Here is a 25,363-nt window from a genome sequence, read left to right on the forward strand (position 1 = left end):
GCCGGAGCGTATCCGACGGAGGTTCAGGCATGGATCCCGGGTCAAGCCCGGGATGACGGCGTGTTTCCGAGGTTGCCCGGGAAACAAGCCGGAGGAACGCAGCCTTACTTCGGCAGCGCCTTGACTTCCTTGTCCCACTTGGCGAGCAGGCGATTGCGCTCGGCCGAGGAGCCGTATTTCACGAAGTCGTAGTTGATCAGCTTCATCTGATCCATCTTCGGCGACTGCGCCGGCACCGGCGAGGCCTTGTTCGACGGCACCTGATAGGACTTCGCCGGAGCTGCCAGAGCCTGCGCGGCCGGGGTCAGCGCCCAGTCATAGAACTTCTTGGCGTTGTCGAGATTGCGCGCGCCCTTGACGATCGACATCGAGCCGATCTCGTAGCCCGTGCCCTCGCAAGGCGCGACCGGCTTGATCGGGTCGCCCTGCACGGCGAAGACCACCGCGTCATGGATGAAGACGATGCCGACGGCGGTCTCGCCGAGGCTCGCGGCCTTGGCCGGCGCCGCGCCCGACTTGGTGTACTGGCTGATGTTCTTGTGGAGGGCCTTGAGGTACTCGAAGCCCTTGTCCTCGCCCATCAGCTGCACGACGGTGGCGAGCAGGTTATAGGCGGTACCGGACGAATTGGGATCGGCGACCTGAACGTCGTCCTTCAGCTTGGCGTTGAGCAGGTCGGCCCAGCATTTCGGCTCGGGGATGCCCTTGGCCTTGATCTGCTCGGTGTTGAAGCCGAAGCCGAGCGCGCCGGCATAGATGCCGACCGAGCGCTGCTTGGCGGCCTTCCACTGGTCGAGCGCCCAGGGATGAAGCTCCTTGTTCTTCGGCGATTCATACTCCTGGGTCAGCCCCTCCTCCGCCGCCTGGAGATGCGGATCGCCGGTGCCGCCCCACCAGATATCACCGCGCGGATTGGAGGATTCCGCCTTGAGCTGGGCATAGATCTCGCCGGCCGACTTGCGGGTCATCGCGACCTTGATGCCGGTCTCCTTCTCGAAGGCGTTCGACATGGCGCGGCACCACTCCTCCTGGACGCCGCAATACATGACGAGCGACCCCTGAGCGCGGGCCGGGGTGGCGGCGAAGGCCGCCGTTGCGAGCGCGGCGAAAAGCCCCGCCTTGAGCCAGGATTTCGACTGCATATGAACCTCCCTGATCGGATCTTTTGTTTTTTGCCGCTTGCGACGAAGCTGTGATGACTTCGCCGAAAGATCAATTGAATATCGTGCTGGCTAAACGATTCCGGTGATCTCCTTCAGCACCGGTGCCAGTTCCGGGGTGCAGCACAGGATCGGATTGCCCTTGGCGATCCCCTCGCCGGCGAAGAAATCATTGATCCGGGCGCCCGCTTCGCTTGCGATGACGATGCCGGCAGCGACGTCCCAGGCGTTGATATGGAGCTCGGCATAGGCGTCGCTCGAGCCATTGGCGACATGGCAGAGGCCGAGCGTGCCCGAGCCGCCCCGTTTCATCGCGGCGCCTGCCGTGTAGCCGCGCTCGATCACCTTGAGGTAGTTCGCGGCCCGCACGCGGGTCGACCAGCCCAGCTCGACCGAGGCGCGGGCGATATCAGCCGCGCCGGACACCTTGATCGGATCGCCGTTGAGCGTCGCGCCGGCACCGCGGCGGGCGGCATAGACCTCACCCAAGGCCGGGGCCGTGACGACGCCGATCTCCGGCTTGCGATTGGCCAGGAAGCCGATGGAGATGCACCAGTTGCGGTCGCCATGGGCGAAATTCGCGGTGCCGTCGATCGGATCGAGAATCCAGACCGCGTCGGAGGCCTCGCCGCCGCCCTCCTCGCCGATCACCGTATCCTGCGGGAAGAGCTCCGAGAGGCGGCGGCGCAGGAAATCCTCGACCTTGCCGTCGGCGACGGTCAGCCAGTCCTGCGCACCCTTCATGGTGATGCCGAGGGATTCACGCTTGATGAAATAGCCCAGCGCCAGATGGCTCGCCTCGGCCGCGAGGCCGAGGGCCGCATAATAGCGCAGGTCGCGCTCGGCCGGCGTCATCACTTACCCCCGAGATCGACGCGGACGGGCTTGCCGGTCTGCGCGGATTCGGTCGCCGCATCGGCCAGGATCTGCGCCTTCAGGCCGTCGAGACCGGTCGGCGAGGCCGCTGCCTTGCCCTGGCAGGCGGCGATGAACGCGTCGAGCTCGGCGCGATAGGCCGCGGCATAGCGCTCCAGGAAGAAGTTCTGCACGGGATCGGCGCGGAAGCCCTGCCCGGTCGCGATCTCGACCGTCGTCTCGTGGATGTTGCCGGCGCGCAGCATGCCCTTGGAGCCGTGGACCTCGATGCGCTGGTCATAGCCATAGGTGGCGCGGCGCGAATTCGAGATCTGGGCGATCCGGCCCGAAGCCGTCTTCATGACGACGGCAGCGGTGTCGACATCGCCGGCCTCGCCGATCGCCTTGTCGACGAGGGCGGAGCCGAGCGCGAAGACCTCGACCGGCTCCTCGGCCAGCAGGAAGCGCGCCATGTCGAAATCATGGATCATCATGTCGCGGAACAGCCCGCCCGAGCGCTTGACGTAATCGACCGGCGGCGGCGCGGGATCGCGCGAGATCACCGTGACGATCTCGATCGCGCCGGCCTCACCCGCGCGCAGACGCTTCTCCAGCGCCGCGAAATTCGGGTCGAAGCGGCGGTTGAAGCCGATCATCAGCGGCTTTCCGGATTTTTCCACCGTGGTGAGGCAGCGGTGGATGCGGGTGGCGTCGAGATCGACCGGCTTCTCGCAGAACACGGCCTTGCCGGCGGAAACGGCCTGCTCGATCAGGTCGGCATGGGTATCGGTCGGCGTGCAGATCAGCACGGCATCGATCGCGGCATCCGCAAGGATCGCCTCGGTGCTCGTGGCCTTGGCACCTGTCGCGGCGGCGATCGACGCGGCGGCCTCCGGCATCGCGTCGGTGACGGCGACCAGCTCGGCATCGCCGCGCGCGGCGACGTTCAGCCCATGGATGCGCCCGATACGGCCGGCGCCCAGCAATCCGATCTTCATGGTCTTCGTCATTCCCGTCGTCGCGTCTCTTAAAGGCAGTCATGCGGCCGGTACGCCGCAGCGAAATCCGGCGGCTAGTCGTGCGCACCCATAATGGTCTGGTCGAAATCGATATTCGAGCCGGTCATCAGACCGGATTCCGCCGAGGCGAGATAGGCGACCGCCTTGGCGACCTCGCGCGGATCGATCAGGCGGCCGAAGGGCTGGGAGGCATTCGCCTCCTCCAGCCAGCCGTCCCTGGCGTCATGGCGCAGCTTCATGATCGCGTCCTCGCCCGGCGTCGCCATCCAGCCGATATTGAGGCCGTTGACCCGAATGCGGTGCTTCAAGAGCCCATAGGCCGCATTCTTCGTCAGCGCGGCCAAGGCCGCCTTCGAGACGCTGTAGGCGGAGAGGAAAGGCTGACCGCCATGGGCCGACATCGACTGGATATTGACGATGGCGCCCGGGATATCCTGCCGGCGCATCAGGTCCGCCGCATCCTGAATCAGGAAGAAGGGCGCGCGCAGGTTCACCGCCATGATGCGCTCGTAGAGCGCGGGCGAGGTATCGAAGATCGTGCCGCGATCGGTGTCGCCAGCGGCGTTCACGAGAATGTCGAGATGGCCGAAGGCCTGCCCGGCCGCCGGCACGACCTGCCGGACGGCATCGAGATCGGCGAGGTCGACCTGATGGAAACGGGCCTCGCAGCCCGCCGCGCGCAGGCTTTCCGCGACAGCCTCGCCGCGCGCCGCATTGCGCCCGGTCAGCAACAGCCCCCGCGCACCGCGTTCCGCGAATTCGCGGGCAATCGCCTCGCCCAGGCCCTGGCTGCCGCCAGTGACGACAGCGACCTTGCCGTGGAGATCACGGCTGAACGAACCGGCTTGCGACAACGACCCGCCTCCCGAAGCGAAACGGCAGGAATTTTTTAAACATCCCGCTAGTTGGAATAAACATTCCATTCTTGGCATAAGCGAGTCAAGACGACGCGAGGCCCCGCCTTGTCAAAAACACGCGCAGCGCCGCTGCACAGGATGACGACATCGACGGGGACGAGGACGGCCGGCTTCACGAAACGCGGAAGACGGCTCCTTCTCAACGGAAAGAAAACTGTCGTCTTCAGAGGGCGATCGGCATAATATTGCGTTCTGTGAATAAAATTCGACATATTCATGCAATGATCGCCGTCAAGAAACTCTTACCCTCGCGGCAAACGCGCATCTGCCCTGCGCCGCACAGTTGACGCTTTCGTTGGCACATGCCTTGCTGCGCCGATCAACGAGAACACGGTGCGAAGGCGCCGGGGATGAATTTTGTTTGAAGGTGGAGGCTATTCGATGAAAGAGCAGGAAATCCGCGGCCTGGTCGCGGATGTGAAGGAAGGCACGCTGTCGCGCCGGTCCTTCATGCAGAAAATGGCGGCCGTCGGCATTGCCGCGCCGCTCGCAACCCAGATCCTGATCTGGAACGACGTCGCGATGGCGAATGCCACGCTGCAATACAAGCCGACCAAGGCCGGCGGCGGTGGCCCGCTGAAGATGCTGCTGTGGCAGGCCCCGACCCTGCTCAACCCGCATTTCGCCTCGGGCACCAAGGACCAGATCGCGTCGCGCATCTTCTACGAGCCGCTCGCCGGCTGGGACAAGGAAGGCAACCTCTTCCCGCAGCTCGCCGCCGAGATCCCGAGCAAGGCCAATGGCGGTCTTTCCGCCGACGGCAAGACCGTGACCTGGAAGCTGAAGCAGGGCGTGAAATGGCATGACGGCAAGCCGCTGACCGCCGACGACGCCGTCTTCACCTGGGAATACGCCGCCGACCCGGCGACCGCCGCCTACACCACCGGCTCCTACAAGGACATCACGGTCGAGAAGGTCGACACCCACACCTTCAAGGTGATCTTCAAGGAAGCGACCCCGTTCTGGGCCGACCCCTTCGTCGGCGTCGCCGGCATGATCATCCCGAAGCATCTCTTCGGCGAGTACAAGGGCGCCAAGTCGCGCGAGGCCCCGGCCAACCTGAAGCCCGTCGGCACCGGCCCCTACAAGTTCGCCGAGTTCAAGCCGGGTGACATCCTGACCGGCGAGCGCAACGCCGACTATCACGTCAAGAACCAGCCGCATTTCGACACGATCGAGGTCAAGGGCGGCGGTGACGCAGTTTCGGCGGCCCGTGCCGTGCTCCAGACCGGCGAATACGACTATGCCTGGAACCTGCAGGTCGAGGATGAGGTCCTCAAGCGCATGGAGACCGGCGGACGCGGCAAGATCAGCGCCGTCCCCTCGGGCGATATCGAGTTCATCATCCTGAACACGACCGACCCGTGGACCGAGGTCGACGGCGAGCGCTCGAGCGTCAAGACCAAGCACCCGACCCTGACCGACCCGGCCGTGCGCCAGGCGATCAACCTGCTGATCGACCGCGATTCGATCCAGAAGTTCATCTATGGCCGCGGCGGCACCGCCACGGCGAGCTTCGTCAACGAGCCCAAGCAGTTCAAGTCGACCAAGCTCAAATACGAGTTCAACATCGAGAAGGCCAACAAGATCCTCGACGACGCCGGCTGGAAGAAGGGTTCCGACGGCATCCGTGAAAAGGACGGTAAGAAGCTGAAGTACGTCTACCAGACCTCGATCAATGCCCCGCGCCAGAAGACCCAGGCCATCATCAAGCAGGCCTGCCAGCGCGCCGGCATCGATCTGGAGCTGAAGTCGGTCACGGCCTCGGTGTTCTTCTCGTCGGACGTAGCCAACCCCGACACCTACACCAAGCTCTATACCGACATGGAGATGTATACGACGACGCAGCCGCAGCCCGATCCGGAGCGCTTCCTCAACCAGTTCACCTCCTGGGAGATCGCGACCAAGGAGAACAAGTGGCTGGGCCGCAACGTCTCGCGCTACTCGGACCCAGCTGCCGACGAGGCCTACAAGGCCGCGCAGAAGGAACTCGACCCGGCCAAGCGGGCGGCCTACCTGATCAAGGTCAACGAGATCTTCTGCGAGGCCAACGTCATCCTGCCGATCCTGTCGCGCACCCGCATCGCGGCGTCGCTCAACAACCTGTCGCACGATCATAGCGGCTGGGACGTCGACAGCTGGAACATCGCGGCCTGGTATCGTAGCTAAGTCCCCGATTCCCCCTCACGGCAGCTTCGGCTGTCGTGAGGGGCGACAGGCGCGCCGGCCCGCTCCTGCGGCTCCACCAGCCACAGGGGCGGGCCGGCCGTCATCAACACCAGTCCGCGGACGTGCCGCGCGCACAGAGACTATTTCATGGCGACATATCTTATCAGGCGGCTCTTGATCGCCATTCCAAGTTTGCTTGGCATCAGCGTGATTCTGTTCACCATCCTGGCGCTGGCGCCAGGCGATCCGTTTTCGGAAATGGCGACGAATCCGAACGTTCCGCCTGAGGTGCGCGAGGCGCTGCGCGCCAGCTTCGGCCTCAACGACCCGATCATGGTGCGCTACCTGCGCTGGCTGTCGAACATGGCCCAGGGCGACTGGGGCTTCTCCTTCGCCAGCCGCATCAATGTCGACGATCTGATCCTGCAGCGTTTGCCGACCACTCTGTTCGTCGTCGGGTCGTCCCAGATCCTGGCGCTGTGCGTCGCGCTGCCTGTCGGCATCTACGCGGCGACGCGGCCCTATTCGGTTTTCGACCAGATCGCCAATACGCTGGCCTTCGTCGGCTTCTCCCTGCCGACCTTCTTCACCGGCCTGCTCTTCATCCTGATCTTCTCGGTCACGCTCGACTGGTTCCCCTTCGTCTATCGCTCCGACATCGCCGCCACGGGCTGGCGCTGGTATTGGGAGATGTTCCGCCAGGCGATCATGCCAATCACCGTGCTCGGCCTGTTCCAGGCGGCTTCCTATACGCGCTATGTCCGCTCGGCCGTGCTCGACGTCATCCGGCTCGACTACGTCACGACGGCGCGCGCCAAGGGCCTGAGCGAGCGCCGGGTCACGATCCGGCACATCACGCGCAACGCGCTGATCCCGGTCGTGACGCTGGTCGCGCTGCAGATGCCCGCCGTGTTCGGCGGCGCGCTGGTCACCGAGCAGATCTTTCGCGTGCCGGGCATCGGATCGCTGCTGATCGACGCTATCCTGGCCAACGACACGCCGGTCATCATGGCGGTGACCTTCGTGTTCTCCTGCCTGGTCGTTCTTTTCAACCTCATCGCGGATATTCTTTATGGCTGGCTCGACCCTCGCATCTCCTTCAGCTGATCCGGCTGCGGGCGCTGCCGTGAGCCAGGTCTCGGTCTCGCCCGGGCGCGAGACCTGGCGCCGCTTTCGCCGCCACCGCCTGGCCATGGCGAGCACCTTCGTGCTCGGCCTGCTCGTGCTGGGCGTCATCGTCGGCCCCTGGCTGTGGCCGGTGGCGATCAACGACATCGACTTCTCGGCGCAGCTCCAGGGTCCGTCCTGGGCGCACCCGCTCGGGACCGACGATCTCGGCCAGGATATCCTGGCGCGGATGATGTATGGCGGACGCATCTCGCTCGCCGTCGGCCTCGCGGCGATGATCGTGGCAACGATCGTCGGCGTGCTGATCGGCGCGCTGGCGGGCATGTCGCGCAAATATGCCGACCCGATCCTGATGTGGGTGACGGACCTGTTCCTGTCGCTGCCGCAACTGCCGCTGCTGCTGCTGATCATCTATCTGTTCCGCGAGCAGCTCAAAGCCGTGTTCGGCGTCGAAGGCGGTGTCTTCGTGCTGATCGTCGTCGTCATCGGCGGCCTGCGCTGGATGCCGGTGGCGCGCCTGGTGCGCGCGCAGTTCCTGTCGCTGCGCGAAAAGGAATTCGTGGAGGCCGCCCGCGCCCAGGGCGCGACCAAGATGCGCCAGATGTTCCGGCATATCCTGCCGAACGCGGTCGGCCCGGTCATCGTCGCCTCGACGATCGAGGTGTCCTCGGCCATCATCGCCGAATCGACGCTGTCCTTCCTCGGTCTCGGCTTCCCACCGGACATCCCGACCTGGGGCCGGCTTCTGTTCGACGCCAAGGACCAGCTCGACACCGCGCCGCACTGGGCCCTGTTCCCAGGCGCCGCGATCTTCCTTACCGTGCTCTCGATCAACTTCATCGGCGACGGCCTGCGCGATGCGCTCGACCCGCGCCGCGTCATCTAATCCAGCGAAGGGCTAGACATGACCTCACCGATCCTGACCGTCTCGAACCTCACGACCTCCTTCCGGGTCGAAGGCCAATGGAAGTCGGTCGTCCGCAACCTCTCCTTCGACATCAAGCCGAAGGAGACGCTGGCCGTCGTCGGCGAATCCGGCTCCGGCAAGAGCGTGACCGCGCTGTCGATCATGCGCCTGACCCCGCCGCAGTCGAGCAGGATCGAAGGCTCAGTCAAGCTCAACGGCAAGGAACTGCTGACGCTGCCGGATGCGGAGATGCGCCATATCCGCGGCAACGAGATCGCGATGATCTTCCAGGAGCCGATGACCTCGCTCAACCCGGTGCTGACCATCGGCTTCCAGATCGCGGAAGCGCTGATCCTGCATCGCGGCCTGTCGCGTTCGGAGGCTGAGGCCGAGACGGTCCGCCTGCTGGAGAAGGTCCGCATTCCCGCGGCAAAGTCTCGCTTCCACGAGTATCCGCACCGCTTCTCGGGCGGCATGCGCCAGCGCGTGATGATCGCGATGGCGCTCGCCTGCAAGCCCAAGCTCCTGATCGCCGACGAGCCGACCACCGCGCTCGACGTGACCATCCAGGCGCAGACCCTGGAGCTGATCAAGACGCTGCAGGACGAGGAGGGCATGTCCGTCCTCTTCATCACCCACGACATGGGCGTCGTCGCCGAGATCGCCGACCGCACGGTCGTGATGTACAACGGCGACGAGGTCGAAACCGGCGCGACCGAGGACATCTTCGCCAGCCCGAAGAAGCCCTATACCAAGGCGCTGATCTCGGCCGTGCCGAAGCTCGGCTCGATGATCGGCAAGGGCCGCCCGATGCGCTTCCCGGTCGTCGACCGCAATACCGGCGAGTCGGACGTGCCGACCGAGACGCCCGACACCGTCAAGGCGGCCGAACGCCCCGTGCTCGAGGTCGCCGGGCTGACGACCCGCTTCGAGATCCGCGGCGGGCTGCTCTCCTCGGTCAAGGGGCGCGTGCACGCGGTCGAGAACGTCTCCTTCAGCCTCAAGGCCGGCGAGACGCTGGCGCTGGTCGGCGAATCAGGCTGCGGCAAGTCGACCACCGGCCGTTCCGTGATGCGGCTGATCGAGCCGCTCGAAGGCTCGGTCCTGCTCGACGGCGTCGACGTCCTCAAGCTCAACCAGCATGACCTGCGCGAGCAGCGCAAGCGCATGCAGATGATCTTCCAGGACCCCTTCGCCTCGCTGAACCCGCGCATGAACGTGGGCACCGCGATCGCCGAGCCGCTGCTGATCAACAACCTCGCCAGCCGCTCGGAAGCGCGCGACAAGGTCGCCGACCTACTCAAGCGCGTCGGTCTGCTGCCGGACATGGCCAACCGCTTCCCGCACGAGTTCTCGGGCGGCCAGCGCCAGCGCATCTGCATCGCGCGCGCACTCGCCGTCGAGCCGCGCCTGATCGTGGCGGACGAGGCGGTCTCGGCGCTCGACGTCTCGGTCAAGGCCCAGGTGGTCAACCTGATGCTCGACCTGCAGGCGCGCATGGGGCTGGGCTATCTCTTCATCTCGCACGACATGGCGGTGGTGGAGCGCGTCAGCCATCGCGTCGCGGTGATGTATCTCGGCGAGATCGTCGAGATCGGCCCGCGCGAGGCGATCTTCCAGAACCCGCAGCACCCCTATACCAAGCGGCTGCTGGCGGCGGTGCCGATCGCCGATCCGGCCCGGCGCCTGCAGAAGCGCCCGGTCTCGAACGACGAGATCAAGAGCCCGGTCCGCGCGCCCGACTATGTCCCGCCGGTGCGCCAGTATCGCGAGGTCTCTCCCGGCCATGCCGTGATGATCTGGGGCGAGGAGTGGGAGAAGAAGGATCCGGCCGCGATCGCGGCCTGAGCCTTCCGAAGCTCGAAACAATCGGCCCGCGGCGCAAGCCGCGGGCTTTTTCGTCGGGCCGGCATGATCAGGCCAGGAACAGACTGCCCTCGACGAGGCGAGACCAGGCAGGCTTCCGATCGAGATCAGGCGGCAAGGCGGGCGCGCGTCCGCCCGATCATCAGCGCCGCCTCCGCGGCTTCCCGCCCCTTCGTGACGAAATGCGCCCGATAGATCTCACCGTGATGCGCGCCCTCGCGGTAATGATGCGGGGTCAGCGAGACCGACAGCACCGGCACGCCTGTGTCCAGGCCCGCACGCATCAGGCCGTCGACCACGGCCTGCGCCACGAATTCGTGACGGTAGATGCCCCCGTCGACGACCAGCGCCGCCGCAGCAACCGCGGCGTAGCGACCGCTGGCAGCGAGATCGCGGGCCAGCAGCGGCATCTCGAACGCGCCGGGCACGTCGAACACATCGACCTGGTCGGCGGGAATAACCTCGCAAAAGCCCTTGAGCGCCTGATCGACGATATCGGCGTGCCAGGCGGCTTTGACGAAGGCATAGCGGGCGAGTGTCATGGTGATCTCCTTTCGCGACAGACACGTCACCCAAGGCGATCACGGGCCAGCGCCGCGCAGGGATGCACGGACGGCGACACGTTCTCTTTCATCCGGACTGTGACCGTCGGCTCAGGCCTCGCACCTGATCTGCTGACCCCTCCGCAAGGAGGGCGCTCGCGGGCTCGCGGCCGAGGCCGCATACCGCCGGTGGGGAATTCCGCCCCGCCCTGAGAACGCGGTCACGGTAATACGTTCGCGGAGAAGGCGACAAGAGCCCCCGGCGTTCAATCCGGAATCCGCTCCCAGTCCTTCAGCCACGGGGCAGCGGACGCATCGCTGGGCGCACGCCAGTCGCCGCGCGGCGAGAGCGACCCGCCGGAGGAGACCTTCGGCCCGTTCGGCACGGCCGAGCGCTTGAACTGGCTGGTCTCGAAGAAGCGGCGGATGAAGACGCCGAGCCAGCGCTTGATCACCGGCAGGTCATAGGCGACGCGCTTGGCCGCCTCCATGTTCGGCGGCCAGTCCCCGGCCCCGGCATCGCGCCAGGCCCGTTCCGAGAGGAAGGCGATCTTGCTCGGGCGGAAGCCGTAGCGCGTCGTGTAGAACAGGTTGAAGTCCTGCAGCGCATAGGGGCCGACGAAGTCCTCGGTCTTCTGCGCGGGCTTGTCGCCGTCGCCGGGCACCAGCTCCGGCGAGATCTCGGTCGCGAGAATGTCGAGCATGACATCCGAGGCCTCCGTCCCGAAGCGGCCGGATTGCGCGACCCAGCGGATCAGGTGCTGGATCAGCGTCTTCGGTACCGAGCCGTTGACATTGTAATGCGACATGTGATCGCCGACGCCATAGGTGCACCAGCCGAGCGCCAGCTCCGAGAGATCGCCGGTGCCCATCACCAGGCCATTGTGCCGGTTGGCCAGGCGGAAGAGTACGGAGGTGCGCGCGCCGGCCTGCACGTTCTCGAAGGTGATATCGTAGACCGGCTCGCCCTTGGCGAAGGGATGGCCGATATCGACCAGCATCTGCCGGCAGGCCGGCGTCATGTCGATCTCCTCGGCGCTGACGCCGAGCGCCCGCATCAGACGCCAGGCATTGTCCTTGGTGTCCTTGCTGGTGGCGAAGGCCGGCAGCGTATAGGCGAGGATGTTCTCGCGGGGCAGCCCGAGCGCGTCGAAGGTATGGGCCGCGACGAGCAGCGCCTGGGTGGAATCGAGACCGCCGGAAATGCCGATCACCACCTTGTCGAGCCGCGTGCTTTCCAGCCGCTTGCGCAGGCCGTGCGACTGGATGTTGTAGGCCTCGAAGCAGAGCTCGTTCAGCCGGGCATCGTCGCTCGGCACGAAGGGAAAGCGCTCGACCTCGCGGGCGAGCCCGAGATCGCGGTCGCGGTCCGGCTCCAGCGCGAAATCGACGCGGCGGAAACCGAGCCGGTCGCGGTGCAGATCGGCGCTGTCGCCGAAGGTGTTCTGGCGGATGCGGTCCATCGCCAGCCGCTCGAGATCGATATCGGCGAGGATGAGCTGGGGCTCGGCGGCGAAGCGTTCCGCCTCGGCCAGAAGCGCGCCGTTCTCATAGATCATCGCCTGCCCGTCCCAGGCGAGATCGGTGGTCGATTCACCGGTGCCGGCGGCGGAATAGGCATAGGCCGCGATGCAGCGGCCGGAATGGGCCTTGCACAGCGCGTGGCGCCAGTCCGACTTGCCGATGGTGACGTTCGAGGCGGAGAGATTGAGCAGCAGCGTCGCGCCGGCAAGCGCCGCGTAGGACGAGGGCGGGATCGGCGTCCAGACATCCTCGCAGATCTCCATATGGACGGTGAGATCGGGGATATCGGTGGCCGTCAGCAGGATATCGGTGCCGAAGGGCACTTCCTGACCGCAGAGATCGATATAGAGCACCCCCGCCCTCTCGCCCGAGGCGAACTGGCGACGCTCGTAGAATTCGCGGTAGTTCGGCAGATAGGTCTTGGGGACGGCGGCGAGGATGCGGCCGCGATGGATCGCGACGGCGCAGTTGAACAGCCGCCCTTCGACGCGCAAGGGCGCCCCCACCACCGCGACGCAGCGCAGGCTGCGGCTTTCCGCAACCAGCCGCGCCAGCGCTTCCTTGACCGCATCGAGCAGCGCGTTCTGCTGCAGCAGGTCATCGATGGCATAGGCGCTGATGCCGAGCTCCGGGAACAGGCAGAGCGAGGCACCGCCCTCGTCCGCGCGCCGCAGCATGGCGATGGTCTCGGCCACGTTGAAAGCCGGATCGGCCACCTTGAGCCGTGGCGCGGCGCAGGCGATGCGGACGAGACCGTGGGCGTGGATATTGCGGAAACTCATCGAGACTCCGTTCAGCCGGATGCTGCCGTTGCGGCGCATCGCTTATCGCGCAGACGGAGCCTGCCGGGCAAGGCTTGCCTGGGCTGCCGGGACGGCATGCGGTTGCGGTTCAGACGCGATAGAACGCGCGGTACCAGGCGACGAAGCGCGCAATCCCGGTCTCGATCGGCGTATCGGGCCGGAAATCGACCGCAGCCGCCAGATCCGCGACGTCGGCATAGGTCGCCGGCACGTCGCCCGGCTGCGCCGGCAGATGGCGCCGGACCGCCTTGCGCCCGCAGGCGGCCTCGACCACGTCGATGAAATGCGAGAGCGCCACCGGGGTGTGATTGCCGATATTGTAGATGCGCCAGGGCGCCGCGGATGTCGCGGGATCGGGATGCTCGCGGTCGAAGGCCGGATCGGCTGCCGCAGGGCGCGCCGCGAGACGTATGATCGCCTCGCAGATGTCGTCGACATAGGTGAAATCGCGGCTCATCTGCGCTTGCGCATAAACGTCGATCGGATCGCCTGCGAGGATCGCCTTGGTGAACTTGAAATAGGCCATGTCCGGCCTGCCCCAGGGCCCATAGACCGTGAAGAACCGCAGGCCCGTCATCGGTATCCCGTAGAGATGGGCGTAGGAATGCGCCATCAGCTCGTTGGCCCGCTTGGTCGCGGCGTAAAGGGAAATCGGGTGATCGGCGCCGTCATGCTCGCTGAACGGCACCTTCGCATTGGCACCGTAGACGGAGCTCGAGGAGGCATAGACGAGATGCCCCACGGCATGCCGACGACTGGCTTCGAGAACCGATAGAAAGCCGTCGAGATTGGCGCTGGCATAGGCGCGCGGGTTCTCAAGCGAATAGCGAACCCCCGCCTGCGCCGCCAGATGGATGATCGCGTCCGGACGGAACGCGCCGATCGCGGCATCGAAGGCATCGTGATCCGCGACATCGATCTGCTCGAACGCGAAGCCGTTGCGGCCGGTGAGCCGGGCGAGGCGCGCCTGCTTCAGCGCCGGATCATAATAGGGCACGAGCGCATCGACACCCATGACCTCGATGCCGCGCTGCAGCAGCGCCTCCGCGACGTGGAGACCGATAAAGCCCGCGGCTCCCGTCACGACGACACGGTTCAACGATAGGCTGTGAGTCAATGGGGCACCAGACAGAGATATTGCGACTGTTGTCATCGCAACTCATCGGGGACAGCGGCAAGAGGCTGGAAGATAATAACCTGCCCGGCCCGGCCTGGCAAAGCCGGGGGCGCCCGGCACCCGGCACGGACTTCTGCCGCGGCAGTCATCGAACGCATAGCCGTTTGAAATTCCTTTTGGCCCTGACCCGCCCGTGGCGCAGCAGGGAACCGTTCAGAATCGCGCGCGTACCTTAGATTCCAAAGGAGTCCTGCCATGCGATTTTTCCTGCGAAACATCGCCCTTGCCGCGTTTGCGCTCTGGGCTTCACATGCGAATGCCCTGCCGATGACGTCGATACAGGGGGCTTCCGGCGTCACGCAGATACAGCTGCAGTGCACGACCGCGAGCTGCATCGACCCGCGAACCGGCGTCTATACGCAGTCGACATGTGATCGCTATGGCTGCCGGCCGAGCAGCGGGCCGGTGGGACGTCTGGGCTCTGGCGGCGGATATCGTAACGGGCCTCCCCTCGAGCCTCCTCCCTCCTATTACGGACGGCAATATGGCCGGGGCGATTACGGCGGCGGCGGTGGCGGTTTCGACTGCAACGCGAGCCGCTGCATCGACGGCAATGGCAGGGTCTGGGAAAGCACCTGCAACCGCCGTGGCTGCCGGCCTCTCCGGCCCGCCCGCGGATCGCGGTGGTAGTCGCAGACATGTCCGCCATTGCTGCCAGGACATCGACGGCTCGGCCCGAATCGACAAGCTCAAGGGCTGAACTCGGGATATCGACCTGAAGCGGCGGCCCGAAAGGCGGCATGCGGTTTTCGGGAAAAGCCGGTGCAAGATCAGAGACCTGGATCATCGGACCGAATACGGTATGCGGCCCGATGATCCGACGGCCGAATATTCCTGGAAACGCGTCCATTTTTCGGCGACGCCGCGTTGCTTCGGCTTGTTAGCTGCCTTCGCGGGTTGACATCTTTCCAATGCAGCGGCAAAGCCAGCCGCAAATCCCGCTTGCCGCGCCCAGAGCGCCTTCCCACGCAGAAAGCCGGTCATGTCTTCATCACCGACAGCGCCGCTCGTTTCAGACAGGCCCCAGCCCCTGACCGAGCAGCTCGCGCGCATCGCCGCGAAGAACTATCGGGTCGGCATCATCGGCCTCGGCTATGTCGGCATTCCGCTGGCGCTGACCGCCTGCAACGCCGGTTTCCCGGTGGTCGGCTTCGACATCGACGCGAAGCGCGTCGCGCAGATCAACCGCGGCGAGAGCTTCATCAAGCATATCCCGACCTCGGCGATCGCCGCCGCGATCAAGGAAGAGCGCTTCCGCGCCACGACCGACTTCGACGAGCTGCGCGATGTCGACGCCATCATCATCGCCGTGCCGACGCCACTGACCAAGCATCGCGAGCCGGACCTGAGCTATGTCGAGGCGACGGCCCGGGCGATCGCCCCGCGCCTGCGCAAGGGCCATCTGGTCGTGCTGGAATCGACGACCTGGCCCGGCACCACCGACGAGATCATGCGCCCGATCTTCGAGAAGACCGGCCTGAAGAGCGGCGTCGATTTCTACCTCGCCTTCTCGCCCGAGCGCGAAGATCCCGGCAATCCGGATTTCGGGACCTCGACGATCCCGAAGGTCGTCGGCGGCGATGGCGCGGATGCGCTGGAACTGGCCAATGCGGTCTATGGCGCGCTCGTGGTCAAGACCGTGCCGGTCTCCTCCTCGGCCACGGCCGAGGCCGTCAAATTGACCGAGAACATCTTCCGCGCCGTCAACATCGCGCTCGTGAACGAGCTCAAGGTGATCTACGGCAAGATGGGCATCGATGTCTGGGAAGTGATCGACGCCGCCAAGACCAAACCCTTCGGCTTCATGCCGTTCTATCCGGGCCCCGGCCTGGGCGGGCACTGCATCCCGATCGATCCGTTCTACCTGACCTGGAAGGCGCGCGAGTTCGACGTCACCACCCGCTTCATCGAGCTTGCCGGGCAGATCAACACCGCCATGCCGCATTGGGTGGTCGACCGCGTCGCCGAGGCGCTCGACCGCCAGCAGGGCCGCGGTCTCAGCAAGGCGAAGATCCTTGTCATGGGCATCGCCTACAAGAAGAACATCGACGACATGCGCGAGAGCCCCTCGCTGCGCCTGATCGAGCTTCTGGAAGAGCGCGGCGCCGTCGCCGACTATCACGACCCTCACGTGCCGGTGATCCCGCCGACCCGCGAGCATGCCAACCTGACCGGCCGCGCCTCGGCAGCACTGTCGCCCGAGACCCTCAAGGGCTATGACGCGGTGCTGATCGCCACGGACCATGACGCGGTCGACTACAAGGCGCTCGTCGCTGCCGCCCGCCTCGTGGTCGATACGCGCAATGCCTGCGCCAAGGCCGGCCTGACCGGCGACAATATCGTCAAGGCCTGAGCCAGGACGCCCCGGAAAAAGTCAGAGATCAACGCCATGACGTCATTCGCACTGATCGGTGCCGCCGGCTACATCGCGCCGCGCCATATGAAGGCCATCAAGGCCGTCGGCGGCGATCTCAAGGTCGCCTTCGACCCCAATGATTCCGTCGGGATCATCGACAGCCATTTCCCGCAGGCGCATTTCTTCACCGAGTTCGAGCGCTTCGACCGGCATGTCGACAAGCTGCACCGCCGTGGCGAGCACATCGATTTCGTCAGCATCTGCTCGCCGAACTACCTGCACGACGCCCATATCCGCTTCGGCCTGCGCGCCGGCAGCGACGTGATCTGCGAGAAGCCCCTCGTCCTCAACCCCTGGAACATCGACGGGCTGATCGAGATCGAGCGCGACTCCGGCCGCAAGGTCAATACGATCCTGCAACTGCGCCTGCATCCGGCGATCCAGGCGCTCAAGGAGCGCATCGCCACCTCCAACGAGCGCCATTCGGTCGACCTGACCTACATCACCTCCCGCGGACGCTGGTATCACGCCTCGTGGAAGGGCGACGATGCGAAGTCTGGCGGCGTGGCTACCAATATCGGCGTCCATTTCTTCGACATGCTCGCCTATGTCTTCGGACCGCTGCAGTCGCAGACCGCGAACCTGCGGGAGGGCGAGCGCGCCAGCGGCCTGCTCTCCTACGAGAAGGCGGATGTGCGCTGGTTCCTCTCGGTCGATGCCAACGACTTGCCCGAAAGCGTCAAGGGCCAGAAGACGACCTATCGCTCGATCACCATGGACGGCGAGGAGGTCGAGTTCTCGGAGGGCTTCACCGACCTGCACACCCGCAGCTACGAGGAAATCCTCGCCGGCAAGGGCTATGGCCTCGAGGATGTCCGCTTCTCGATCGAGGTCGTCTCGCAGTTCCGCAATGCGCCGGTGGTGACCGGCGGCGAGACGCATCCCTTCGTCGCCAAGTATCTCAAAGGCTGAACCTTGGCCGGCGCGTCGCAGATGCGGGAAGACCCGCGCTTTCCCGGCGCGCTCGTCCATGAGAGCGCCTATGTCGACGAGGGCGCGACGCTCGGCGCCGGCACCAAAATCTGGCATTTCGTGCATGTGCTGGGCCAGACCACAGTCGGCAAGGATTGTGTGCTCGGCCAGAATGTGATGGCCGGGCCGCGGGTGACGATCGGCGACGGCTGCAAGATCCAGAACAATGTCGCGCTCTATGACGGCGTCGAGCTGGAAGCGGACGTTTTCTGCGGCCCGTCATGCGTCTTCACCAACGTCAACAATCCGCGCGCCTTCATGAACCGCAAGGCCGAGTTCCGCCGTACCCTGGTCAAACAGGGCGCGAGCATCGGCGCCAATGCGACCATCGTCTGCGGACACACGCTCGGAGCGTATTGCTTCATTGCGGCCGGTGCGGTGGTGACGAAGGACGTGCCGGACTACGCTCTGATGGCGGGCGTGCCGGCACGCCGGATCGGCTGGATGAGCAAGGCGGGCGAGAGGCTCGGGTCTGACCTGATCTGCCCGCTGACCGGAACGCGCTATCGGGAAGTGGGCCCGGAGCAGCTTGAGGAGATTGCCTGATGAGCGAGCGTCCCGTGATCGAGTTCATCGACCTCAAGGCCCAGCGCCAGCATATCGGCAAGGCGATGGACGAGGCGATCCTCAAGGTCGTCCATGACGGCAACTACATTCTCGGCCAGCAGGTCCAGGAGTTCGAGACCGGGCTCGCCGCCTTCTGCGGTGCGAAGCATGCGATCGGCGTCGCCAATGGCACGGATGCGCTGATTCTCGTGCTCGAAGCACTTGGAATTGGCCCCGGCGATGCCGTGATCTGCCCGAGCTTCACTTTCGCCGCGACCGCGGAAGTGGTCGCCTGGATGGGCGCGACGCCCGTCTTCGCCGAGATCGACGAAGCGACCTACAATATCGACCCGAAGAGCCTCGGCGCCGCGCTGGAGACGGTGAAGCAGCACAAGCTCACCCCGCGCGCCCTGATCAGCGTCGATCTTTTCGGCCAGGCTTGCGACTACGAGCCGATCGAAGCCTTCTGCAAGCAGACCGGCCTCGTTCTGATCTCGGATTCGGCTCAGGGCTATGGCGCGCGCTACAAGGGCCGGGTCGCCGGCGCGATCGGCGATTTCGCGACCACGAGCTTCTTCCCGGCCAAGCCGCTGGGTTGCTATGGCGATGGCGGCGCTATTCTCACCGATAATGACGAGCATGCGGCGCTGCTGATGTCGCTGCGCTTCCACGGCAAGGGCTCGTACAAATACGACAATGTCCGCGTCGGCGTGAACTCGCGGCTCGACACCATCCAAGCGGCCGTGCTGATCGAGAAGCTCAAGGTTTATGCCGAGGAGCTCGAGAAGCGGCAGGTCGTGGCCCAGCGCTACACCGCTGCGCTCAAGGACGTCGTGGCGACGCCGCATGTCATGGCCGACTGCGTCTCGACCTGGGCCCAGTACACGATCCGCGTCGCCGCCGACCGTCGCGACGCCTTCCAGGCGGCGCTGAAGGCCAAGGGCGTGCCGACCACGGTCTACTACCCGAAGCCGCTGCACCAGCAGACCGCCTACAAGCACTATCCGGTGGCCGGAAACGGCCTACCGATCTCGGAGCGCGCCGCGCAGGAGGTCGTCGCGCTGCCGATGCACCCCTATCTCGACGAGGCGACGCAGGACTATATCATCGCGCAGGTGCTTGAGGCTTTGGCTGCTCCGGCGGCCTCGGTGGCATGAGCCGGCCGTTGCGGCTGGCTTATCTCTCCCTCGAGACGCCACGGCCGGGCCAGGCGTCACAGACCCATATCGACGAGATCATCGCCGGCCTGCGCGGCGCCGGCTGGCAGGTCGAGCTGTTTGCGACGAACAGCGGCGGTGCCAGCACGCGCTCGTCGTTCCTCCGCCGGCTGATCGGCTATGGGCGAACGCAGATCGCCCTCGGCACACGCCTGCGAGAATTCGATGCGGTCTTCATCCGATCGCACTTCATGGCGCTGCCGCTGACACTGTGGGCGCGCTGGCGGGGCGCTCCCGTGATCCATGAGATCAATGGAACCCCCGCCGATGTGGGCGTAACCTATCGCTGGCTGAAGCAGTTCTCCCCGCTGTTCTCGTGGCTTTACCGCAAGCAATATCGGCAAGCTGCGTATCTAGTTGGTGTAACGCCCGGGCTCGTGGAATGGGCCAAGACTTTTGCCGGCCATGGTCGCGTCAGCCTCGTCTCGAACGGCGCCAATACCGATCTTTTCAAGCCGGATGGCCCGGAGAGCCCCGTCGAAGGGCGATATGTGGTCTTCGTCGGCGGGCTCGTCGCCTGGCATGGCATCGACACCATGCTGGCGGCTCTCAAGGAGCCGGACTGGCCGGCTGATTTGCGGCTGGTCATCGTCGGCGATGGTATCGAGCGCCGCAAGGTCGAGCAGGCGCTCTCCGATCGGCGGCTGCTTTGGTTGGGCCGACAGCCTTATGATGCCGTTCCAGCCATCGTGCGCGGCGCACTGGCGTCCCTTTGCGTCATCGAGAATCAGGACGGGCGCTCAGCTTCGGGCGTGGCGCCGCTGAAACTGTTCGAGGCCATGGCCTGCGGTGTTCCCGTCATCGCGAGCGACCTGCCGTTCCAGGCCGATCTCGTCCGAAATGCCGACGCCGGGTTGATCGTGCCGCCTGCGGCGGCACCAGCCATCGCATCGGCTGTGAAAAGCCTCGCCGACGACCTTGAAGGAGCCCGGCAGCTAGGCTGCAATGGCGCAGCCTATGTCGCCCGCGAGGCAAGTTGGCACCATCGCGGTCAAGAGATCGACCGTATTCTGCGCTCGGTCGTCTCGCAATAATTCGCGAGCGCGACCCGGTCCGTGCAGGATGTGGATTTCTTGAGACATTGTCCAACTTCGACGACTATTCTGCGGATCAGGATTGCATTGCGCCCCGGACCTGATAGCGCCAACTCACCTTGCTCAAGAACGTCAGAACAGTGGACTGAGGGAACGGCCGCGCCGACATGATCGCCCTCGCCTCGATGCCGGCGCCTTCCACCGAACGGACCCGGTCTCAGCCATGACACGGATTGCACTCGTCTGTGTTTCGCCTCTGCAGCACGATTCACGCGTGCTGCGTCATGCCGCGCTTCTCGTCGGGGCGGGTTACGACGTGCGCATCTTCGCGCAAGCTCCCTTGCCCGCAGTGCCGCCCGCACCAGTCACCGTAATCCCCGGCCCAGGCAGCGACACGCGCGTACGCCTCGGCATGGTGCTCCGGCAGGCGCCCGCGTCCCTTGTCCCAGCCAGTGCGGACCTCCTCTATTGGCTGTCCACAAGCCGGCTGACGACGCGCAGCGACTTACTCCGCTTCAAGCCCGACCTCGTCATCGCCAACGATTGGCGAGCCCTCCCGCTCGCCGTCGCGGCCAAACGCGGTTGCGGCGCCCGCATCATCTACGACAGTCACGAATTCGCTCCGGAGGAGTTCGCGGATAGCTGGCGCTGGCGGGTTCTAGCCCGGCAGCATGTCGTCAGGATCGAAGATCGCTATATCCGCGAAGCCAATGCCGTCGCGACAGTCAGCGACGGCATTGCCGACGCGCTCGCCCAGCGCTATGGCCTGGTGCGACCGACCGTGATTTCAAATACGCCTGCCTGGCAGGAGACGGCCTTCCGCCCGACGACACGGCCCGTCACCGTCCTCTATCACGGCGCAGTGGTGCCCCGGCGCGGCCTTGAAACCCTCATCGAAAGCGTTTCGCTTTGGCCTGATGATTTTCGCCTCGTTATCCGCGGCCCTGCCCAAGGTGGCTTCGATCAGCATCTGCGCACCCTCGCTATGCCGTTCGGCGAGCGCATTGCCCTGGAACGAGCGGTTCCGCCCGACCGCTTGATATCCACCGCCGCGCAAGCCGATATCGGCATCTTCCTGCTGTCGAACAGCACCACGCATGCGCGCTTCGCGATGCCCAACAAGATCTTCGAATACATGCAGGCAGGGCTGATGGTAATCAGCAGCGATTTGCCGGAGGTCCGCCGGATGGTCGATGCTTCCGCCTGCGGCGTCTTGCTGTCGAGCGATACGCCGCAAATTATCGCTGCCTGCCTGGCGAGCCTCGACCCGGCTCAGATCGACGCCTACAAACGTGCAGCCCTTGCACGCGCACGCGATCTCAATTTCGAGGCTGAAGGTACCAAGCTCCTGGCGCTCGTGTCGAAAGCTGCGGGTCTAGCGGTCTAGAGTATCCGTTTTGATCAAGGGAGTGTTGGCTTCCAGGCCGTTCATCTCTGAGGAGAGCGTTGGCGAGCAAGAGCTGGCTCAGTTGATCTGAACAGTTTTGGCGCTGTCGCTAAGTGGGTTTCCGCCTTGGTTATGCCGCGGCCGGGATTGGCAGCAGCGCGTTGAAGTAAGCCTGGTCGGGCGTCTGCCGGGCCAGCCCCTGATGAGGCCTCCGGCTGTTATAGAAGTCGAGATACCGGCCGATCGAGGCACGAGCTTCCGACACGCTGGCATAGGCACGCAGATAGACCTCCTCGTATTTCACCGATTTCCAGAGACGCTCGACGAAGACGTTGTCGCGCCATGCGCCCTTGCCGTCCATGCTGATCCTGATGTCCGCTGCGATCAGCAGGCCGGTGAACTCGCGGCTGGTGAACTGGGAGCCTTGGTCGGTATTGAAGATCTCCGGCTTGCCGAAGCGGGCCATGGCATCCTCGACCGCCTCGATGCAGAAGGCGGTGTCCATCGTGATCGAGAGCCGCCAGGCCAGAACCTTGCGGCTGAACCAGTCGACGACGGTGGCGAGATAGACGAAGCCCCGCGCCATCGGGATGTAGGTGATGTCCATCGCCCAGACCTGATTGGGACGCGTCACCGGCAGCTTGCGCAGCAGGTAAGGGAAGATCGCGTGCCTCGGAGCCCGCTTCGAGGTTCTCGGTCTGCGATAGAGCGCCTCGATCCCCATGCGCTTCATCAGCGTGGCGACGTGCAGGCGCCCCGCGACATGACCCTCGGCATTGAGAAGCCCCTGCAACATCCGGCTGCCGGCGAAGGGATAGTCCAGGTGCAGCGCATCGATCCGGCGCATCAGAGCCAGATCGGCGGCCGGGACAGCGCGGGGCAGATAGTAGACGCTGCCCCGGCTGATCCCCAGAACCTTCGCCTGCCGGCTGAGCGGCAGATCGTGATGACGGTCGATCATCGCTTTACGCTCAGAAGGCCGGCCTTCCCGAGCGCGCCGGACAAAAAATCATTCTCCAGCGTCAGTTCCCCGATCTTCGCATGCAACGTCTTCACGTCGATCACCGGAGCCGGCGCCGCGGCCTTCGCCTCGCCGTCGAACACGCCCGCAGCCCCATCGAGAAGCTGATTGCGCCATTGCGTGATCTGGTTCGGGTGCACGTCAAACTGCTGCGCCAGCTCGACGATCGTCTTCTCGCCCCTCACGGCTGCAAGGGCCACCTTCGCCTTGAAAGCCGGCGTGTGGTTCCGCCGCGGTCGTTTCGCCATGGTCTCTCCTGTCGCGGCCATCATGCCGCCTTCAGGCAGAAACTCCACTTATCCAACCTGTCCAGTTTTCCCGAGCCTGCTCTCAACAGCCTGATGCTTAGTGGAACAGGTAAACCCGGTGGGTTAGACCTTCACGTTTCGGCGGTGGCGCGGGAGGCTCCGGATTTCGCCTTTCGCGACGTCCAAAAGAGGACCCTTAAAGAAATTCCCCATAAGGAACCGGCTATCCGAGACCGGGGCAATCGCAGTGATGCTGGGAAAGCGTCCTGAGGCATCTGCATCGATAAATTGCTGGGTAGGCGCGTCTGCCAGTTGCTGCGGGACGTCGGCCCGGCGGCAGTTGTCAGAGCGAAAGAGGCCGTCAACAGGAGAAGGCCAGAAACCAATAGGCGCCTATCGATCTCGCAGGGCCCTTCGCCTCCAAATAGGTTTTCCCGATAGGGCGATTAAACGTCCTTGACGGGGCGAGCTGCCGCGGGGGGATGGTTGCATTCTGTTGAGCCAAGTAATATCCCGAGTGGAGGTGAGGTGAGGCGCCCCAATGGCATATCTAGCGCAGTTCGCTTACGACGAGATCAGGCAAGATTCCTCTAATATCGTCACCTATTACGCTTCGGTCCGCGACCAGTTTGCTGCTGACCTCGGGATGGAAGGCCTCTCCGAGGAGGCGCGTATAGCGGCGTTTTGCACTGTGGTAGCCTATGGCATGGCGCCCTATGGGGATAGCCCTCAGACATACGACCTCGATACGCTTCTGGCTTCGCCGACGCTTTCCTGTGCGCACTACGTTGCCGTCGCGTGGCAGTTTATCGAGGAATTCGGCATCGCCACTGATGTTCAGGCTGCCGTTGGCTGGGATGGAGGTGCAGTCGGAAACCACGCTCAGATGTTGTTCTCGGATGGGACAACCGACCTGCTATTGGACCCGACGATCGGTCTGATCGTTAAAGACGTCACCTATGAAGGGCTCATTGCAGGGGTGGCTTATGACGAGATGACGTCGTTCTATAGCCGCGACGACATAAGCAGCTTCGACTATCTGGTTAAGAATGCGCTCTCCACGGGAGCGTATGAGGTGCGCGACACCATCTACTATGTGCCGTCCCTCGACGATTGGATGACTCATCAGGCTGACTACATGGGCATTGTGCTCGATGATGGCAGCACACAGACGATCGTCGGCTATCTCACCGACGATGTCATAAGTGGCAGCGCCGGCGTGGATATCATCTACGGCGGCAAAGGGAATGATACGCTTCACCTGCTTGGCGGGAATGATTTCGGGTATGGCGGCCTGGGCGACGATATCATTTATGGCGGCGACAGTGATGACTTCCTCTACGGAGAAGAAGGAAACGACTATCTGTATGGTGGTCAGGGCGTAGATAGCGCCGTCTTCTATGGCCCGCGGAGCTACTATAAGGTGTTCGATGTTGGCTCCGGATCGGCTACCGTCATCGGCGCTCACGGCACCGATTTCCTGTTTGGCATGGAGATGGTCGTATTCGATGACCAGATCGTGCCCCTGACGATGTCCCAGCGAATTGAGACGGATACCACAGGTCAATTCGCATGGTCGTCGATCACATACGGGTATGACTGGAAGAGCCGCCCCCTCACTGTTAGCTATGATTATGACGATGGCCAGTCGACAATTTATTCATACGATACAATGTCCCAGCATGTCTGGGGGAGCATCATTTACAAGTACAACGCGAATGATTTACCCGTAAGCGTTCTCTATAACAACGACAATGGAAGCCGTGTCCTCTATGAGTACGACACGACCTACTCACAAAGCTGGTCGCGCATTGAGACCCGCTACGACGATCAGTGGAACCGCTCCAAACTCATTTACACAAATTATGACGGAACCCTCGATGTATATCTTTATGATGTAGATAATACTGGCTCCTGGTCATCTGTTGTGCAGCGCCATGATGCTTCTCAGCAGAAAATTACGGAGCTGTACACGATGGATGATGGGACAAAATTCCTGTATAACTACGATGTGAATAACGAATTCCAATGGACGAAGGCAGAACGGTGGTTCGATGAATCTCTCCGAGTTTTGAGGGATGTCATTACGCTTGACGATGGAAATTATAGTGTCACGTACTATGACCCGGCCGACGGTCATATCATTAGTAATGGATTGTATTCGAATAATTGGGATCAGATCGCCTAGTCTCGCCGAATCCAGCCTCGCAAGCGGCATCTCCACCACGAGCGATTCTCGCATTCGTGCTTGCATTCTCCGACCAGTCGGCACCTCACGGTCGGCAAGGGCAGAATAGAGATAACGCGGATTGTCCGGCGGATAGGGTATGAGCCCTTTTGGCAGATTCGCGGGAGGCGATACCTGCCGGCATCCGACCAGCGTCGTGTCGTCCATGCTGATGGTCGGCTTGTCGTCATAGGTCGAACGCGCGACCTCCATCAGCCGGCATCCTTC

At 64.1% G+C, this 25,363-nt stretch carries 20 protein-coding genes and 1 riboswitch; of the genes, 11 read left to right on the forward strand and 9 right to left on the reverse strand.

Features of this window, described 5'->3' with window-relative positions; genetic code table 11:
• Nucleotides 1-104: 104 nt before the first annotated feature.
• The 4 genes from ASE61_RS16795 to ASE61_RS16810 form a co-directional block, all read right to left on the reverse strand.
• The gene (locus tag ASE61_RS16795) at nt 105-1,142 is read right to left on the reverse strand and encodes an ABC transporter substrate-binding protein (protein ID WP_061968761.1); all 1,038 of its coding nucleotides are present in this window, start codon (nt 1,140-1,142) and stop codon (nt 105-107) included.
• Between the two features lie 90 nt (nt 1,143-1,232).
• A complete protein-coding gene (locus ASE61_RS16800) occupies nt 1,233-2,015 on the reverse strand; it encodes an inositol monophosphatase family protein (protein WP_061968762.1) in 783 nt (260 codons plus the stop codon).
• Nucleotides 2,015-3,025, reverse strand: a complete 1,011-nt coding sequence (gene iolG, locus ASE61_RS16805) for an inositol 2-dehydrogenase (RefSeq protein ID WP_244492885.1) — start codon at nt 3,023-3,025, stop codon at nt 2,015-2,017. The genes ASE61_RS16800 and iolG overlap by 1 nt, the downstream gene beginning before the upstream one ends.
• 62 nt (nt 3,026-3,087) lie before the next feature.
• Nucleotides 3,088-3,888, reverse strand: coding sequence for an SDR family oxidoreductase (locus ASE61_RS16810; RefSeq protein WP_061968764.1), 801 nt, complete (start codon nt 3,886-3,888; stop codon nt 3,088-3,090).
• Nucleotides 3,889-4,332: 444 nt separating this feature from the next.
• On the opposite strand from ASE61_RS16810, the gene ASE61_RS16815 reads away from it, so the two are divergent.
• From ASE61_RS16815 to ASE61_RS16830, 4 genes are all read left to right on the forward strand, one after another.
• Nucleotides 4,333-6,120, forward strand: a complete 1,788-nt coding sequence (locus tag ASE61_RS16815; protein WP_061968766.1) for a peptide ABC transporter substrate-binding protein — start codon at nt 4,333-4,335, stop codon at nt 6,118-6,120.
• A gap of 147 nt (nt 6,121-6,267) precedes the next feature.
• Entirely contained in the window at nt 6,268-7,227 is a 960-nt protein-coding gene (locus ASE61_RS16820; RefSeq protein ID WP_061968767.1) for an ABC transporter permease, read from the forward strand.
• Nucleotides 7,193-8,134, forward strand: coding sequence for an ABC transporter permease (locus ASE61_RS16825; RefSeq protein ID WP_061968769.1), 942 nt, complete (start codon nt 7,193-7,195; stop codon nt 8,132-8,134). The genes ASE61_RS16820 and ASE61_RS16825 overlap by 35 nt, the downstream gene beginning before the upstream one ends.
• Before the next feature lie 18 nt (nt 8,135-8,152).
• Nucleotides 8,153-10,003, forward strand: a complete 1,851-nt coding sequence (locus ASE61_RS16830; RefSeq protein WP_091858411.1) for an ABC transporter ATP-binding protein — start codon at nt 8,153-8,155, stop codon at nt 10,001-10,003.
• Between the two features lie 125 nt (nt 10,004-10,128).
• Here ASE61_RS16830 and ASE61_RS16835 read toward each other — a convergent pair whose 3' ends face one another.
• From ASE61_RS16835 to ASE61_RS26565, 4 genes are all read right to left on the reverse strand, one after another.
• Nucleotides 10,129-10,563 (reverse strand): 6,7-dimethyl-8-ribityllumazine synthase, encoded by a 435-nt coding sequence (locus ASE61_RS16835; RefSeq protein ID WP_061968771.1) that lies wholly within the window; start codon nt 10,561-10,563, stop codon nt 10,129-10,131.
• A 76-nt stretch (nt 10,564-10,639) separates the two neighbouring features.
• Nucleotides 10,640-10,784: riboswitch (FMN riboswitch) on the reverse strand.
• Nucleotides 10,785-10,829: 45 nt separating this feature from the next.
• Nucleotides 10,830-12,869, reverse strand: a complete 2,040-nt coding sequence (locus ASE61_RS16840) for an NAD(+) synthase (RefSeq protein WP_082617533.1) — start codon at nt 12,867-12,869, stop codon at nt 10,830-10,832.
• A gap of 109 nt (nt 12,870-12,978) precedes the next feature.
• A complete protein-coding gene (locus ASE61_RS16845; protein WP_061968774.1) occupies nt 12,979-14,043 on the reverse strand; it encodes an NAD-dependent epimerase/dehydratase family protein in 1,065 nt (354 codons plus the stop codon).
• An 807-nt stretch (nt 14,044-14,850) separates the two neighbouring features.
• Entirely contained in the window at nt 14,851-15,051 is a 201-nt protein-coding gene (locus ASE61_RS26565; RefSeq protein ID WP_156407133.1) for a hypothetical protein, read from the reverse strand.
• On the opposite strand from ASE61_RS26565, the gene ASE61_RS16850 reads away from it, so the two are divergent.
• The 6 genes from ASE61_RS16850 to ASE61_RS16875 all read left to right on the forward strand — a co-directional run bounded on the left by ASE61_RS16850 (nt 15,050) and on the right by ASE61_RS16875 (nt 21,639).
• Entirely contained in the window at nt 15,050-16,420 is a 1,371-nt protein-coding gene (locus ASE61_RS16850) for a nucleotide sugar dehydrogenase (protein WP_061968776.1), read from the forward strand. The genes ASE61_RS26565 and ASE61_RS16850 overlap by 2 nt on opposite strands.
• 36 nt (nt 16,421-16,456) lie before the next feature.
• Nucleotides 16,457-17,395, forward strand: a complete 939-nt coding sequence (locus ASE61_RS16855; RefSeq protein WP_061968778.1) for a Gfo/Idh/MocA family oxidoreductase — start codon at nt 16,457-16,459, stop codon at nt 17,393-17,395.
• Nucleotides 17,396-17,398: 3 nt separating this feature from the next.
• Entirely contained in the window at nt 17,399-18,001 is a 603-nt protein-coding gene (locus tag ASE61_RS16860) for an acyltransferase (protein ID WP_413813541.1), read from the forward strand.
• Nucleotides 18,001-19,158: a DegT/DnrJ/EryC1/StrS family aminotransferase gene (locus ASE61_RS16865; protein ID WP_061968782.1), complete on the forward strand. Its 1,158-nt coding sequence runs from the start codon at nt 18,001-18,003 to the stop codon at nt 19,156-19,158. Before ASE61_RS16860 ends, ASE61_RS16865 begins: the two co-directional genes overlap by 1 nt.
• Nucleotides 19,155-20,252 carry a glycosyltransferase family 4 protein gene (locus ASE61_RS16870; RefSeq protein WP_082617488.1) on the forward strand — a complete coding sequence of 366 codons (1,098 nt, stop codon included), beginning with the start codon at nt 19,155-19,157 and terminating at the stop codon, nt 20,250-20,252. Before ASE61_RS16865 ends, ASE61_RS16870 begins: the two co-directional genes overlap by 4 nt.
• Nucleotides 20,253-20,526: 274 nt before the next feature.
• On the forward strand, nt 20,527-21,639 hold the full coding sequence (locus ASE61_RS16875) for a glycosyltransferase (RefSeq protein WP_162260112.1): 1,113 nt from the start codon (nt 20,527-20,529) through the stop codon (nt 21,637-21,639).
• 130 nt (nt 21,640-21,769) lie between these two features.
• Here the strand turns inward: ASE61_RS16875 and ASE61_RS16880 are convergent.
• Nucleotides 21,770-22,908 (reverse strand): IS3 family transposase gene (locus ASE61_RS16880; RefSeq protein WP_156407134.1). Its coding sequence is split into 2 segments (ribosomal slippage): nt 21,770-22,650 and nt 22,650-22,908, totalling 1,140 coding nucleotides; the frame shifts between segments, so codons are not numbered across the junction.
• 541 nt (nt 22,909-23,449) lie between these two features.
• On the opposite strand from ASE61_RS16880, the gene ASE61_RS16890 reads away from it, so the two are divergent.
• Nucleotides 23,450-25,096: a calcium-binding protein gene (locus ASE61_RS16890; protein WP_061968791.1), complete on the forward strand. Its 1,647-nt coding sequence runs from the start codon at nt 23,450-23,452 to the stop codon at nt 25,094-25,096.
• Nucleotides 25,097-25,363: the final 267 nt, after the last annotated feature.

Source organism: Allobosea sp. Root670 (assembly GCF_001429415.1).
GTDB lineage: Bacteria > Pseudomonadota > Alphaproteobacteria > Rhizobiales > Beijerinckiaceae > Allobosea > Allobosea robiniae.

What these genes read in the sequence shown, in the direction of transcription:
- ASE61_RS26565 (WP_156407133.1), bottom strand. Translation starts at nt 15,051, where the DNA reads ATGACCGGCTTTCTGCGTGGGAAGGCGCTCTGGGCGCGGCAAGCGGGA.
- ASE61_RS16835 (WP_061968771.1), bottom strand. Translation starts at nt 10,563, where the DNA reads ATGACACTCGCCCGCTATGCCTTCGTCAAAGCCGCCTGGCACGCCGAT.
- ASE61_RS16865 (WP_061968782.1), top strand. Translation starts at nt 18,001, where the DNA reads ATGAGCGAGCGTCCCGTGATCGAGTTCATCGACCTCAAGGCCCAGCGC.
- ASE61_RS16800 (WP_061968762.1), bottom strand. Translation starts at nt 2,015, where the DNA reads ATGACGCCGGCCGAGCGCGACCTGCGCTATTATGCGGCCCTCGGCCTC.
- ASE61_RS16840 (WP_082617533.1), bottom strand. Translation starts at nt 12,869, where the DNA reads ATGAGTTTCCGCAATATCCACGCCCACGGTCTCGTCCGCATCGCCTGC.
- ASE61_RS16855 (WP_061968778.1), top strand. Translation starts at nt 16,457, where the DNA reads ATGACGTCATTCGCACTGATCGGTGCCGCCGGCTACATCGCGCCGCGC.
- ASE61_RS16850 (WP_061968776.1), top strand. Translation starts at nt 15,050, where the DNA reads ATGTCTTCATCACCGACAGCGCCGCTCGTTTCAGACAGGCCCCAGCCC.
- iolG (WP_244492885.1), bottom strand. Translation starts at nt 3,025, where the DNA reads ATGACGAAGACCATGAAGATCGGATTGCTGGGCGCCGGCCGTATCGGG.
- ASE61_RS16845 (WP_061968774.1), bottom strand. Translation starts at nt 14,043, where the DNA reads ATGACAACAGTCGCAATATCTCTGTCTGGTGCCCCATTGACTCACAGC.
- ASE61_RS16795 (WP_061968761.1), bottom strand. Translation starts at nt 1,142, where the DNA reads ATGCAGTCGAAATCCTGGCTCAAGGCGGGGCTTTTCGCCGCGCTCGCA.
- ASE61_RS16820 (WP_061968767.1), top strand. Translation starts at nt 6,268, where the DNA reads ATGGCGACATATCTTATCAGGCGGCTCTTGATCGCCATTCCAAGTTTG.
- ASE61_RS16825 (WP_061968769.1), top strand. Translation starts at nt 7,193, where the DNA reads ATGGCTGGCTCGACCCTCGCATCTCCTTCAGCTGATCCGGCTGCGGGC.
- ASE61_RS16830 (WP_091858411.1), top strand. Translation starts at nt 8,153, where the DNA reads ATGACCTCACCGATCCTGACCGTCTCGAACCTCACGACCTCCTTCCGG.
- ASE61_RS16890 (WP_061968791.1), top strand. Translation starts at nt 23,450, where the DNA reads ATGGCATATCTAGCGCAGTTCGCTTACGACGAGATCAGGCAAGATTCC.
- ASE61_RS16815 (WP_061968766.1), top strand. Translation starts at nt 4,333, where the DNA reads ATGAAAGAGCAGGAAATCCGCGGCCTGGTCGCGGATGTGAAGGAAGGC.
- ASE61_RS16870 (WP_082617488.1), top strand. Translation starts at nt 19,155, where the DNA reads ATGAGCCGGCCGTTGCGGCTGGCTTATCTCTCCCTCGAGACGCCACGG.